Genomic DNA, 14,296 nt, shown 5'->3' with positions numbered 1-14,296 from the left:
CTTTCGTCCATTGCGGAAGATTCCCTACTGCTGCCTCCCGTAGGAGTCTGGGCCGTGTCTCAGTCCCAGTGTGGCCGATCACCCTCTCAGGTCGGCTACGCATCGTCGCCTTGGTGAGCCATTACCTCACCAACTAGCTAATGCGCCGCGGGCCCATCTATAAGTGACAGCGTAAACCGTCTTTCCATCTTCCTTCATGCGAAGGAAGAACGTATCCGGTATTAGCTCCGGTTTCCCGAAGTTATCCCAGTCTTATAGGCAGGTTGCCCACGTGTTACTCACCCGTCCGCCGCTAATCTCAGGGAGCAAGCTCCCGTCGATTCGCTCGACTTGCATGTATTAGGCACGCCGCCAGCGTTCGTCCTGAGCCAGGATCAAACTCTCCGAAGAAATGTTTGACTTGCTCATTTGCTTTTTTAATAGTGTGTGCTCACTTAAAATTTAACGTTGGCGCTTTGTTTTGTTCAGTTTTCAAAGAGCAATTTTTCACAACGTCGCTTTAGCAACTTTATGATTATAGCACCTTCCTCTGCGACATGTCAACAGCAAGTTTCAAAATAATCTTGTCTGCCTTTGATGTCGTAAGCGGTGTATTTAATATATTATCACTTGGCCTAAGACAAGTCAATTTAATCTTTGGATATTTTTCATTTTTTTCACGAACCTGCCGTCTTCTTCTATTATAATATATCCTTCCTGCCGAATAAGGCCCATACCAAGCATAAAGGAATGAAAATAGAGGGCAGCCATGACAGCTGCCCTCCTTGTCTACAATTATTATTTGATGGAAATGACGTCCGCTTCTTCCCTGTCTACAGTACCAGCCTTTTCAATCTTCACGCTTTCCCCCTCGGAAAGGTTCGTAAAGACGATTGGCGTGATGATGGAGGCGGCATTGTTTTTAACATATTCTAAATCGACTTTAAGCAACGGCTGCCCGCTTGTTACCTTATCACCTTGAGCGACAAGTGCTTCAAAGCCTTTGCCTTCCAGCTTAACCGTATCGATCCCGACATGAATCAAGATTTCACGTCCAGCATCGGAGACAATACCAATTGCATGTTTTGTAGGGAAGAGATTAACGATCGTGCCATCCACTGGAGAAACGACCAGTCCTTCATGCGGTAAGATGGCAAACCCATCACCCATCATTTTTCCGGCAAAGACTGCATCCGGCACTTCAGTAATCGGCTTCAATTCCCCTTTGATAGGTGAAACAAAGTGATGGGTTGCCCCTTCTGTCCGTAAAGGTTGCGGAATGATATCCTCGATTTGGTTTTCGACGCCTTTTTCCGGAGACGCCTCAACCTTACGAGGCCTTTTCCCATCCATGATATCTTTCATTTGTCCTTTGATCGTTTCCGAACGAGGTCCGAAGATAGCTTGGATATTATTGCCCACTTCCAGCACTCCAGCAGCCCCGAGTTTCTTCAACCTATTTTTATCAACGTTGCCGATATCATTCACGGATACACGAAGACGGGTGATACAAGCGTCTAAATGAGAGATATTCTCTTTTCCGCCCATGGCTTCAAGGATATCTCCAGGCAGGGTACCCGCTGTACTTGCAGATCCAGCAGATTCAGCGTCTTCATCCTCTTCCACTTCACGACCAGGAGTTTTCAGGTTGAATTTCCGGATGGCAAACCTGAAACCGAAGTAATAGATAAGCGCAAAGACTAAACCAACTGGAATGACAATCCAAGCATTCGTTTGCGGATTAATCAAACCGAACAGGACGTAGTCAATCAATCCACCCGAGAATGTCATCCCGATCTTAACATTAAGCAAATGCATCGTCATGAAAGAAAGACCGGCAAACACACAGTGGATACCAAAAAGTACCGGTGCAACAAATAAGAATGCAAATTCAAGCGGTTCCGTAATACCTGTCAAGAACGATGTCAGAGCTGCAGAAGCCATCAAGCCACCGACAATTTTCTTGCGTTCCGGTCTAGCTTCATGATAAATGGCCAAAGCTGCAGCTGGTAAACCGAACATCATGAATGGGTACTTACCAGTCATGAAGGTACCAGCAGTTAAATTCTGAACACCATCTTTAATTTGTTCCATGAAAATACGTTGGTCACCTTTAACCTCTACCCCAGCCGAATTGACATAGCTGCCAAATTCATACCAAAATGGAGAGTAGAAGATATGATGCAAACCAAACGGGATTAAAGCACGTTCCACTACCCCGAATATAAATGCTCCAAGTGTTAAGTTGGCACCTAACATGTTTTCGGAAAACGAATTTAGACCAGACTGTATCGTCGGCCAAACCAAGATCATCAACAGCCCAAGAATAACTGCACTTACAGCTGTCGCAATCGGTACGAACCGTTTACCCGCAAAGAATCCTAAATATGGAGGAAGTTCAATTTCATAAAATTTATTATACATAAAAGCAGCCATGACACCGACAATGATACCGCCAAAAACACCTGTTCCCAATGTCGGGATTCCAAGAACATTAGTATACATCGCACCATTGTTCTTAATATCGACAGCATCAATTCCAAGAACTGTTCCCATCGTTACATTCATTATTAAAAATCCTATAATTGCAGCAAGTCCGGCAACGCCATCCCCGCCTGCTAACCCAATCGCGACCCCAACAGCAAATAGCAAGGGAAGATTGCCAAAGATAATATTTCCGGCATTCTCCATGACGGATGCGACCATTTCAACTCCGCCACTCGCCAAGAACGGGGCGATATCCAACAAAGTCTCATTTTGCAATGCATTACCAAACGCAAGCAAGATTCCGGCAGCCGGTAATATGGCTACAGGAAGCATCAAAGCTTTACCGATTTTTTGCAACACACCAAACAACTTTTTAAACATGTATTTTCCTCCTCTTTAATAATTTCCAGACTAATAAAACGGTTACATATGGTGATATAATGCATTTTCCCACGCAGCATTTCCCCAATACAAAAAGGCATAAGCAAAGATAGGATCGAAATGAAATCAGGTATATATTACCCTCTTTCATAACAATCATTCTCCTCACTTATGCCTGATCGAATCAGTAACACGTAAGATAATGTATTTTTATTTTATTTTCTTTTGTAATCGTTGAATATGCATCGTTAAATAGACAGCTTCCGCATCACAAACCGGCTTGCCTAATTTCCTTTGCATAATTTTTATTAGCTTCCATGAGATATTGTAGCACAAAGGATATTCTTCTTTCAATAGCAAAGCGATTTTTTCTGGCTCATCCACTTTTTCCCCTGCGAGGACCCTATCTACCATGAATCTTAGATGACGGACCAGGCGGGAATAGTCGATGCTCTCTTTGTTTATCCGTACCCCGAGCTGCTCTTCCACCACTTGTATGAGATGATAGATTAATTGCGAATGCTGATTGACTTCCGATAAGTCCTTGTTGGCTATTGCACTATGGATATGAAGCGTTATGAATCCGATTTCTCCTTGCGGCAGGCCGATTCCTGTCTTGTCTTGAATTAAATCGATGACATCGACGGCGATATCGTGCTCAAAAGGATAGAGGGTTATCGTTTCTTTCAAAAATGGGTTTTTGATAGTCATTCCTTGTGAAACACGCTGAAGGGCGAACAATAAATGATCAGTTAATCCGACATGTATATGTTCATTGAGCTTTCCCGACACTCGATCATTAATAAGATGAATGGATTCTATAATGGCAGCTTGGAGATTCTGGTCGATCTGCGGCAAAAGTTTTTTGTAACTTTCCTGCTCCTTAACATCTTTTAGAACAAATGTCTTATCAAAAAGTTGCGGACTTAACTCCTCGCCTTTCTTTCTGTTGAAGCCTATGCCTTTCCCGATCGAAACCACTTCGCCATACGACGGATGCGTGGCAATCACCACGTTATTGTTCAATACCTTTTCAACGATAAAACCGCTCATTTTTCTCCCTCATTTTTTCGCAAAGTCATCCTTATGCGCACAGGATAAAGTACTCAGTACTTAGTCCCTTTACTATACACGATTTGTCCTTTCTCTTACAACAGAAAGAAGAGCCCCCAAAAAAGGGCTCTTCTGATCAATGCGTATCATTACTTCAAGAAAATAAAATATAAAAGGAAGACGACTCCTAGCCCCCACATGATGGGATGAACTTCCTTGGCTCTTCCCTTCATCGACATCGTGATCGGATAGAAGATGAATCCGCAAGCTATCCCCGTGGCGATCGAATAAGTCATCGGCATCATGATGACGGTAAAGAACGCTGGAACGGCCACTTCGAACTTGTGCCAATCAATATTCTTAAGTGAAGATGCCATCAGTACTCCGACTATGACCAATGCCGGAGCGGTCACCGCCGATGTTACGACGGAAAGAAGCGGGAAGAAGAAAAGCGATAGGATGAACAGCAAACCTGTCACCACGGCCGCAAATCCGCTTCGTGCACCGGCTGCCACGCCCGATGTTGACTCAACATACGATGTAGTTGTGGATGTACCCAGGATTGCACCTGAAACGATGGATAAAGAATCTGCAAGCAACCCTTTTCCCACTCTAGGAAGGACATTATCTTTCATTAAGCCTGCTTGCTGCGCTACAGCCACCAACGTACCAGCCGTATCGAAGAAAGCCACGAACAAGAAGGTCAATATAACGATTAACATTTGTCCCGTGAAGAGATCTCCCGGATTTCCGAAAGCATCGAATGCAACCCCAAATGTAGGGGCAATGCTTGGAACCGCTCCGATGATTTTCTCAGGAACAGGCACTTGGCCAAAAATCATTCCGGCGATGGCCGTAATGACCATACCGATGAACACGCCGCTTTTGACGCCCCTCGTCATTAAAATGACGGTTACGACAATTCCGAAGACTGCCAATAACGTATTTCCCGAGGTTAAATCGCCCAAGCCGACAAGGACACTGTCATCATTCGTAATGATTCCGGAGTTTTGGAACCCTACAAACGTAATGAATAAACCGATACCCGCTCCAACTGCGTATTTCAGCTCGACCGGTATTGCATTGATAATTTTCTCACGTATTCCAGATAAGGAGAGTAAAACGAAAATGACCCCTGATATCAAAACGCCAGTTAAAGCGGTCTGCCAAGGTATTCCGAAACCAAGAACAACGGTAAAGGCGAAAAATGCATTCAGTCCCATACCAGGGGCGAGTGAAATCGGATACCTTGCTATGAGCCCCATCAATATCGAGCCAATTGCGGCAGCTAGGGCTGTAGCCGCGAAAACCGCTCCGTAATCCATTCTCAATTCATCTGGATAGTCATCGATGCTTTGCAATGTCAGCATCACAGGGTTAACAACCAGGATATATGCCATAGAAAGGAACGTTGTTAGACCGCCAAGTATCTCACGGCGATAATTCGTTCCCAATTCATTAAAACGAAAATAATTCTTCATTATGAGTCTCCCCTATCATAAGATCGTAAGCCAAAAGACAAAAAGCCCGATTCGCTTCCGAACGGGACTTGACTACTATTATGTAAAGAAGTGGCCACTTGGCCTCTGTTCACATCGTAGTCAAGCCGTTAACGGCAGCTTGGTAGAAACTTTTGGGCCATATCCCCAATATTATACGACAATTATGTTTTTTTATTAATATAGGTATAGTGTATCAGTCGCCAAAATAATCGTCAATATGTCTCACGAATATTTTTTATGTAATTTCAGGAAACGTTCGCGTTTCGCTTTATATTCCTGTCTAATTATGGGTATACGTTCACCAACATACGTGAAACAAAACCACATCACATACTCTTTCGTTAATCCCACAAAAAAAATCAGTGAAGGTCTCCCTTCACTGATCAGCTGCTAGTTGCTTCTATTCCCACTCGATCGTTGCAGGCGGCTTGGACGTAATGTCATACACGACGCGGTTTACGTGGTTCACTTCATTCACGATTCTCGTCGAGATGATCTCAAGTACATCCCACGGAATACGTGCCCAATCCGAAGTCATCCCATCAATGGATGTAACCGCACGGATGCCGATGGTGTAATCGTACGTCCGGGCATCGCCCATGACCCCGACACTGCGGATGTTAGGCAGCACCGTGAAATACTGCCAGATTTCGCGCTCTAAGCCATTCTTTTTAATTTCTTCACGCAAGATATGGTCAGATTCACGAACGATTTCAAGTTTTTCATCAGAGATTTCGCCCAATACACGAATACCTAAACCTGGACCCGGGAATGGTTGACGCCATACGATTTCATCCGGAATGCCCATTTCACTTCCAAGTGCACGCACTTCATCCTTGAATAGCGTATTCAATGGCTCAATCAATTTAAATTGCATATCTTCCGGCAGGCCGCCGACATTGTGATGCGATTTGATTGTTTGTGCAGTGGCCGTGCCACTTTCAATAATATCCGTGTAAAGCGTACCTTGCGCAAGGAAATCGATGCCTTCAAGCTTCGTTGCTTCGTCATCGAATACGTAGATGAACTCGTTACCGATGATTTTCCGTTTTTGCTCGGGATCGGATACGCCAGCTAGCTTCGATAGGAAACGCTCGGATGCATCGACCTTGATTACGTTCATATTGAAGCCTTCGCTGAATGTTTCCATTACTCCTTCAGCTTCGCCTTTACGAAGCAATCCATGATCAACGAAGATACATGTCAGCTGATCGCCAATCGCTTTATGGATCAATACGGCAACAACGGAGGAATCGACACCGCCGCTTAAGGCGCATAATACCTTTTTATCTCCGACCGTTTGGCGGATTTTCTCCATCTCGATTTCAATGAAGTTCTCCATGGACCAATCGCCCTTGCAGCCGCAAACTCCGAATACGAAGTTTTTCAGAATGTCATTACCGTAAACCGAATGGCGGACCTCCGGATGGAATTGTACCGCGTATAATTTACGTGACTCGTCACTCATAGCCGAAATCGGGCATGATGGGTTCGTCCCATCAACGGTGAAGCCTTCAGGAGTCTCAACCACTAAGTCACCATGGCTCATCCAGACGATTTGCTCTTGCGGCAGGTCACTGAATAGCTTGGATTCATTTTGGATGGCTAATGTAGCTTTTCCGTATTCACGGTTTTTCGCCGGCTCCACTTTTCCGCCAAAATGCTTGGTCATCAACTGCATGCCATAACAAATACCGAAGATCGGCAGACCCATTTCGAAAATGCGTTCATCACAGCCAAACGCCGCTGCATCATAAACACTGTTCGGGCCCCCTGAAAAAATGATTCCGGTAGGATTCATTTTCTCGATTTCTTCTACCGTGATTGTATGAGGATGAAGCTCACTGTACACACCGAATTCACGGATACGACGAGTGATCAATTGGTTATATTGGCTTCCGAAATCTAGTACTACGATCATTTCCTGGTTTTTTTGCAATTCTGTTTTCCCCGGCACAAACGTCACCTCTATCAATGTAATTCACCCGTATAATCGGGTGATACTTTCTTATAAAAAATATTATCATAAAAAAAGAAAAACTAAAAATCCACCCTCAAAAATACACAAAAAGTACAGACGAAGGCAGATTTTCAGCTTTCCTGTTAAAATCCGCCTTCATAGTCAAATCATTTACGGTGATTCGGTAGAAACTTTCGATCCATATTATCGAGGATATATGAAGGATATATTAGTTTAAGTTAGTTTTTGTTATTGTATCAATATAATAAAAACCTGGTCAAGAGCTAGTTTTTTTCATCAAGCGTTCCCAGACGCTTTGAAAGTGCTCCCATTCGCCATCTTCCACGTCTCCACGATACAACATTATTTCGTATCCAGCCGTCAATTCGCTCATCTCATTTGTACCGTACACTGCATCGACATAAGCTGCGTACTCCCTTAACGTTTGCCCAGCTGGTCGAATTAGCCCAGCCCGGTTTAATTGCTTCAATAAAATGGCATACGCAGACGTGAAATGCTGGCCGGATTTCCGCCTATACATAAGGACGTGCAGATGCGGAATCCATTTCCTTCTCGAGATATAGCTTATTGCCAGGAGAATCAGGACAACCATAAGAGCGGAGGCCATCCATTTCCTTTGCCCGTCCAGTCTCCGTTCATCCTTTTCCTTCATGGATTCAGCATCGTTATCGGGTTTATCCAGGCGTTCCCTCTCCTCTACCTTTGGTTGCTCTGCATTAGCTGGGGCATCCTCCCGGTTCTTGATTTCTTGCTGTTTCAATTCCGAGTCATAAAATTCGACTTCCCCGTTGAAACTCTTTGTTGGTTCGAAGGGCACCCAGCCTATCCCCGAAAAATAAACCTCGACCCAGGAATGTGCATTATTGTTGGTGACTTTATAAACGGATTCTCCACGATTAACCGTTTTCTCCCCTTCCGTGTAGCCCTTTACCCATCTGGCAGGTATATTGGCGGCACGGAGTAATACGACCATTGCCGTCGAATAATTATCGCAGTACCCTATCTTTGTCTCGAATAAAAATTGATCGGCATAATCCTGATTCGTATCTGGATATGGAATTTCATCTTTTGAATAAATGAATTCAGGGCGATCGAAATAATTCTCAATGACTTTTGCCTTATCGTACCAATTCGTTTCATTTCTCGTAAGCTGCGTAACCAAATCATAGACCCGGTTAGGCAATCCCTCAGGAAGCTGTGTATTTTTTTCCATTAACACAGCCATCGATTCATCGGGTTCCGTTACCTTCCTTAGCTCAGCTATATCAAAACTAGGCATGTCATAGGTCAACTCATATTCTTTCATTAATTGAGGGTCGCCATTTTTCCATTCGGTAATGATTTTGTCCATGCCTAGATAATATATAAAATTCATTTCGGTGTTGCTGTTATCCTCAATCTTTTTTAAATACCCGGATTGAGGATGCAGGATATGCGGATACATTTCTTCCATGGACACTTCAGTTGTCATTTCCTTCGTTTTCATCACTTCAGGAACTTGGTAAATATCCAATGGGCCCATATCCTGACCAATGGAAAAAGAGGCAACGTCCGGTTCCTCTATGGAAACCCAGCCCTTCCCTGTATAAACATCTTTGTTTTCCACTTTCCAATAATGCCCCTCAGTTGCATTATTATAAAAAACGACGGAGCTATCAGGCTCTATCGAACCGCCAAGACTTGAATCATCTTCATCGTAACCGACGCTTTTGTCCTTAGAACCATCGCCTTCCTGCATCGTTTTATTTGAATAAGAAGTGATATAAGGAACTGGGTCGGGCCACTGAGGAGAGAGCTTTGGACCGATGAAGCCAGCGACGGCACTTAACACGATCACGCCAATCAGCACCATGGCCCATTTTTTGATGGCTGCCGGCGGAAATGCAATCTGCTCCTGTATCATGAGACGCAGCAGGGAAAGCAGGCCGAGCATCAGAAAACCAGTGATGATGATCCTTATCATTGACATGTCCCCCGCGTAGGGAGTGAATGTATCAAGTACAGATACGAAAAACACCGTTAAAAGGAAAAAGAAAAAAATGCTTTGCCTTACCATCACCCAGTAATGGATCAAATACGTTACAAGCCATAGAAGCACAAAAAATAACAACGTTCGAAATGGGTTTGTGATCGACTCCCAATTCGCATCGTATATAAACCTTAGGTTAGCTGTAAAATCGACTAGAAACCCACTCATCCATGATATACCATTTATTGAGTGAAGGAGCTGTAAGGAAAACATGATATACACGGAAATGAGGATAAAGCGGATGGGCCAATGTATTTGGAAGTAATGCAGCAGCAGGGAAAAGATTAAAAACAGGACAAAAATAAAAATATTGCCTGTATCCGTCAGTTGATCGACCGGCCTTAGCCACTCAGTGGTCAAGATCAGACCAAAAACATATAGGATGATATGCATGTACCTTTGCAGCTTTTCACCAGTGACAGTCATTTTGCCATCACCCCCGTTCTATCGAACCGCAGCTGCTCATGTTCAATAAAGCTAACCTTGATTCCTTTTGTCATAGCAGTAGTCATTACCCTTTTTTCCTCATCCAGTAGATTTTCCGGATTCTTCATGCATAACATCGTTAACCCTCGATTAGTGCGGAAAGCATTTAATAGTTCCATCTTTTCCCTGGTCAAATCGGATACGATGAAAATCACGGCTGCGTTTGCCGGCAAATTTCCCTTCCTTCCTTTATCAGCTAATGCATTTGTTTCATCCGTTCTTTCTTTAGCAAGTCTGGTAAAAATCTTCCTTCTCTGGTTCCTGCCCGCCCCGGCAGGCAGGATTAGACTCGAAGACGTACTCGCATAACCAACCTGGATGCCCTTTTTTAACAGGCTGTGGACAAAGGAAGCCGCCGCAATAATGGATTCTTCAAATGATATCGATGGCTGGTTATCAAGGATGATCCATACATCCCGATTTTTTTGCACTTCGAATTCCTTCGTCATGATCTCACTCGTTCGAGCCGTCGCTTTCCAGTTGATCCATGAAAGCTGATCACCTGGCTGATACTCCCTCACCCCGGATACCACCGAATGTTCCCGATGTGTTTTCTTTGTCGGGCCTGCTTGTCCCTGATTGAACAATTGATCGAGATATAGGGAGTCAAGCTCATGATACGTAGGGAAAACGGTTATATTCATAGGAGAATCGAATATCGCCTCCTTTTCAACGAGTCCAAAAAAGTCCCCTATCAAAAAACGGATCGATTGGAACCTATGCTCACCACGTGGCAGGCCCTCCAAAGCATACGACAAGCTGATGGTACGCTTGAACCCAGGGAAGATCAGCGCCTTTCTATAAATCCCACTATCTTCACTATCTTCACTATCTTCCATATCTCCTGGCAATTCCTCCTCTATCACCAGAAATAAGAGCGGGAGCCGGTTCTTACGGGTGAACGTCAGGTTCATTTCAACGGTTTCACCTGCCTGGCATTCTCTTTTGCTGACGTTTCTTTCAACCGTAATGGAGTGAAGGGGATAAAACAGCAGAATCATGGCATACGCGGCAAAGGGCAAAAACGAATAAAAAATGAACCAACTGACAAATCCGCCTTGAAACATCGCAAAGCAAAAGGAAGTGGCCATAAGAAATACCAACCCGGCCGCATTCATGTTTTTCTTTAGAAAATGATTGAAGCTACGCATTATGACAAGGCCCGTTTCACAGGCACATGAGTCTTCGCGACAATTTCGGTGATCACCATTTCAGCATCGAAGCCATCATAATTCGCTTCAGGTTTTAAAATCAGGCGGTGGGAGAAAACGAACGGAGCTAAATATTGAACATCATCCGGCAGGACATAATCCCTGCCCTGTATTAGTGCATAAGCTTGGGCTGCCTTCATCAAAGCAATCGATCCACGCGGACTGACCCCAAGATAGACAGCCTGATGGCTCCTCGTTTCATTGGCCAGTTCAACAATATATCCTTTTATTGTGTCATCCACGATCACCATCTTAGCCTCTGCCTGCAGGGCCTTCAATTCTTCCAAGGTGATGACTGATTCCAGCTCTTCAAGCGGAGCCATGTATTGAGCTCTTTGCAGGACCTCGATTTCTTCCGCAACACTCGGGTAGCCCATCTTCATTTTTAACAGGAATCGATCCAATTGCGCTTCCGGAAGCGGATATGTGCCCTCGTACTCAATCGGGTTCTGCGTCGCCATGACAAAAAAGGGCTGCTCCAATCCCCTGGTGACGCCATCGATCGTCACACTTGCCTCCTCCATCGCTTCAAGCAGGGCAGACTGCGTTTTCGGAGAGGTCCGGTTAATTTCATCTGCCAAAATAATATGTCCCATTATCGGTCCTGGCCGAAAAATGAACGCTTGTTCCTTTGGGTTGAAAATCGAAACGCCGGTTACATCGGAAGGGAGTAAATCAGGCGTGAATTGTATTCGCTTAAAGCTCGCACTTATCGATTTGGCAAGCGCCCGGACCATGACTGTCTTGCCTACTCCCGGAACATCCTCCAATAAAACATGCCCACCGGAAAGCAGTGCGACGATGCTCAGTTCTGCAATATCCCGCTTTCCGATAATCACTTTTTCAATATTTCCTAGAACCTTTTCCAGTTTTTGATTTGCCTGCTTATAAATCATTCGCTACCTCCTGGGAAATCTATCACGATTATCTCATTTCCAATCTATCTCCGACTTCTCTTTACAGTAACAGCCAATTAATCCTTACATTGTAAGTTTACTAGATATTCCGTAAACCATAAACGAAATTCTCTAAAAATATTAGTGCAGCTTAAGGAAAAAGGTATGGTAAACTTATCCTAAGTGAATATGAACCTTGCAGAAAAGGGTGCTGCCTTGTCAGCTTAATAGGGAATTCGGTTCAAAACCGAAGCTGTTTCCGCAACTGTAAGTGCTAATGAAATAAGATGCATACCACTATTTGATGGTGGATTGGACATTTGTGCTATCCATCATCAAATGGGAAGGTTCTTAGAGTAAAATGACGCACAAGCCAGGAGACCTGCCTTTTTTTATCGTATCATGCTCTTCGGAAGATAGGAGATTGTACGGCAGCCTTCCATCTTTTTTTCTACTAGGAATACATGGATGCTCGATGCCGACCAAAACTCTTGGTCGGCTTTTTGTTTTGATGCGAAAAGCGATACGGCAGTCATTCACCAAACTACGTAAAGGAGGAAGAGTTATGGCAAAGAAAGACCTTCGTTTTTTATGCTATCCATACATGCGCGAATCCGCTTCCACAGTCGATTTTGAAATACGAACAGACTCCTTGACGACGCGAATCGGCATGGCCGCATCCCTGACGAAGGATGTTCCTGACGTTCACCGGGATTTAATGGTTTTGCTGCCCATGGCCTATCATCTAAATGGTTCAGTCCGTGGAAAACTAGCCATCAGCGACCATGACCTGGACCATTTAAGTTCGATTTATGACCGGTATGTCGCAGAAGTTAAAGAACAGATCCAGACATTTGTGCTCCCCCAAGGGTCAACGGCGGCATGTGCCCTGCATGCCTGCCGCAGCGAAGCCAAAAAGTCCGTCCGCGCTTTGCACAAAGTCAGTCTGGAAAGGGAAGTTCCGGACATCCTTTTCGATTACGCCCACTTGCTTGCAAACGTTTTATTCGTAATGGCAGTCTACGTTAATAAGCGACAAGGCTTTGAAGAAATACCTTTTATTAGCAAATCTTATCCTACTAAACCGATGAAAAAACAGATGGAGGAATAAATAATGAAATGTACCCAAAGATTCAGCTGGATTTCCATGCTTATGCTCGCCCTTTTCCTTACAGGATGTGGCGTAACGGATCAATCTGCAAAAGATGATAAAAAAGCGAACGAGGCGAAGAGCTATACCGTTACAGATGATACTGGAAAGAAAATAAAATTCTATAAGGCACCAGAAAAAGTCGTTTCACTGCAGCCTAGCAATACCGAAATTCTATTTGCCTTAGGACAGGGGAAGAAAGTGGTTGGCGTGACGGACTTCGATAATTATCCCGAGGAAGCGAAGAAAATCGAACATGTTTCAGATTCCGTGAATATCAATGCAGAAAAGATCATAGCCCTGAAGCCAGATGCGATCATCGCTTATACCGTTGGCGATGAAGCGACGCTGAAGCCACTCGAAGATGCCGGCATCCCTATATTCATCATTAAATCGGCAGCCAATTTCGATGACGTATACGGAGATATTGAGCAGATTGCCAAAGTGATGGGAGTTACCAAGAAAGGCGATGCATTGGTGAAGGATATCAAATCCCAAATAGCAAGTGTCGAGGAAAAAGTGGGAACCTTGGATGAACAGGAGCAAACATATTTTGAAATCAGTCCGGCTCCGGAAATCTATACAACAGGTGACGAAACCTTCCAACAAGAAATCCTGGAAACCGCTGGCATTAAAAACGTCTTTGCCGACCAAAAGGGCTGGGTTAAAATATCCGGGGAAGAAGTCGTCAAGCGCAACCCGGAAACGATCCTTACCACTGCAACCTATGTAAAAGATGCCGTTGATGAAATAAAATCACGTAAAGGTTGGGAAGAAATCGCTGCCGTGAAAAACGATGACGTCCACCTGCTTGATGAAAGTGTCATGTCCCGTCCCGGACCAAGGATCGGTGAAGCGGTAGAACTTGCTGCTAAAACCGTTTACCCGGACTTATTTAAATAATATTGAACAAGGATGCTCCGATATATCGGGGCATCCTTCCATTCATATCATTCGCTACATTAAGTGATGGCAATGGACTCTGCTTTTCTTCCTTTGTTTATGCTAAAATGAAGGCAATCCAAACCTATGATATCCGAGGTATCGATCATGTATAAAAGATTCTTCATTTGGGTCTTGGCAATCGCCCTTGTTTTAGGGCTTCTTAGAGCCATCATGGACCTTTAGCAAAAAAAGATAG

Annotated in this window: 9 protein-coding genes, 1 rRNA gene and 3 riboswitches (1 of these 13 running past the window's edge); of the genes, 2 read left to right on the top strand and 8 right to left on the bottom strand. The window is 44.2% G+C overall.

All coding sequences use genetic code 11. The annotated features are described in order from the left end of the window. From MHI53_RS02090 to MHI53_RS02055, 8 genes are all read right to left on the bottom strand, one after another. A 16S ribosomal RNA gene (locus tag MHI53_RS02090) occupies positions 1–390 on the bottom strand; it reaches 1,161 nt to the left of the window's first position. Between the two features lie 387 nt (positions 391–777). After that, positions 778–2,847 carry a glucose-specific PTS transporter subunit IIBC gene (ptsG, locus tag MHI53_RS02085; protein WP_340372649.1) on the bottom strand — a complete coding sequence of 690 codons (2,070 nt, stop codon included), beginning with the start codon at positions 2,845–2,847 and terminating at the stop codon, positions 778–780. Positions 2,848–3,057: 210 nt separating this feature from the next. After that, entirely contained in the window at positions 3,058–3,900 is an 843-nt protein-coding gene (locus MHI53_RS02080; RefSeq protein ID WP_061143204.1) for a transcription antiterminator, read from the bottom strand. A 149-nt stretch (positions 3,901–4,049) separates the two neighbouring features. Beyond that, a complete protein-coding gene (locus MHI53_RS02075; RefSeq protein WP_061143203.1) occupies positions 4,050–5,381 on the bottom strand; it encodes an NCS2 family permease in 1,332 nt (443 codons plus the stop codon). Positions 5,382–5,478: 97 nt separating this feature from the next. Then, positions 5,479–5,580, bottom strand: a riboswitch (purine riboswitch). Between the two features lie 222 nt (positions 5,581–5,802). After that, positions 5,803–7,323, bottom strand: coding sequence for a glutamine-hydrolyzing GMP synthase (gene guaA, locus MHI53_RS02070; protein ID WP_167353425.1), 1,521 nt, complete (start codon positions 7,321–7,323; stop codon positions 5,803–5,805). 178 nt (positions 7,324–7,501) lie between these two features. Continuing rightward, positions 7,502–7,603, bottom strand: a riboswitch (purine riboswitch). Between the two features lie 36 nt (positions 7,604–7,639). Then, on the bottom strand, positions 7,640–9,838 hold the full coding sequence (locus MHI53_RS02065) for a transglutaminase domain-containing protein (RefSeq protein ID WP_340372648.1): 2,199 nt from the start codon (positions 9,836–9,838) through the stop codon (positions 7,640–7,642). Further along, positions 9,835–10,989 (bottom strand): DUF58 domain-containing protein, encoded by a 1,155-nt coding sequence (locus tag MHI53_RS02060; RefSeq protein WP_340372647.1) that lies wholly within the window; start codon positions 10,987–10,989, stop codon positions 9,835–9,837. The genes MHI53_RS02065 and MHI53_RS02060 overlap by 4 nt, the downstream gene beginning before the upstream one ends. A 59-nt stretch (positions 10,990–11,048) precedes the next feature. Then, on the bottom strand, positions 11,049–12,005 hold the full coding sequence (locus MHI53_RS02055) for a MoxR family ATPase (protein WP_340372646.1): 957 nt from the start codon (positions 12,003–12,005) through the stop codon (positions 11,049–11,051). Positions 12,006–12,194: 189 nt separating this feature from the next. Beyond that, positions 12,195–12,410: riboswitch (cobalamin riboswitch) on the top strand. 106 nt (positions 12,411–12,516) lie between these two features. Here MHI53_RS02055 and MHI53_RS02050 point away from each other — a divergent pair. Beyond that, positions 12,517–13,116, top strand: a complete 600-nt coding sequence (locus tag MHI53_RS02050) for a hypothetical protein (protein ID WP_081092491.1) — start codon at positions 12,517–12,519, stop codon at positions 13,114–13,116. A 3-nt stretch (positions 13,117–13,119) separates the two neighbouring features. Then, positions 13,120–14,058 carry an ABC transporter substrate-binding protein gene (locus tag MHI53_RS02045; protein ID WP_340372645.1) on the top strand — a complete coding sequence of 313 codons (939 nt, stop codon included), beginning with the start codon at positions 13,120–13,122 and terminating at the stop codon, positions 14,056–14,058. The last annotated feature ends 238 nt before the right edge of the window (positions 14,059–14,296 follow it).

Origin of the sequence: Peribacillus sp. FSL E2-0218, assembly GCF_037992945.1 — a bacterium.
GTDB classification, from domain to species: Bacteria; Bacillota; Bacilli; order Bacillales; family DSM-1321; genus Peribacillus; species Peribacillus simplex_B.
Note: the sequence above shows the minus strand (reverse complement) of the source record. Positions and strands in the feature narration are given on the sequence as shown.

Coding starts and splice junctions, on each gene's coding strand:
- MHI53_RS02050 (WP_081092491.1), top strand. CDS start 12,517: ATGCGAAAAGCGATACGGCAGTCATTCACCAAACTACGTAAAGGAGGA.
- MHI53_RS02055 (WP_340372646.1), bottom strand. CDS start 12,005: ATGATTTATAAGCAGGCAAATCAAAAACTGGAAAAGGTTCTAGGAAAT.
- MHI53_RS02080 (WP_061143204.1), bottom strand. CDS start 3,900: ATGAGCGGTTTTATCGTTGAAAAGGTATTGAACAATAACGTGGTGATT.
- MHI53_RS02075 (WP_061143203.1), bottom strand. CDS start 5,381: ATGAAGAATTATTTTCGTTTTAATGAATTGGGAACGAATTATCGCCGT.
- MHI53_RS02060 (WP_340372647.1), bottom strand. CDS start 10,989: ATGGCCACTTCCTTTTGCTTTGCGATGTTTCAAGGCGGATTTGTCAGT.
- guaA (WP_167353425.1), bottom strand. CDS start 7,323: ATGATCGTAGTACTAGATTTCGGAAGCCAATATAACCAATTGATCACT.
- MHI53_RS02045 (WP_340372645.1), top strand. CDS start 13,120: ATGAAATGTACCCAAAGATTCAGCTGGATTTCCATGCTTATGCTCGCC.
- MHI53_RS02065 (WP_340372648.1), bottom strand. CDS start 9,838: ATGACTGTCACTGGTGAAAAGCTGCAAAGGTACATGCATATCATCCTA.
- ptsG (WP_340372649.1), bottom strand. CDS start 2,847: ATGTTTAAAAAGTTGTTTGGTGTGTTGCAAAAAATCGGTAAAGCTTTG.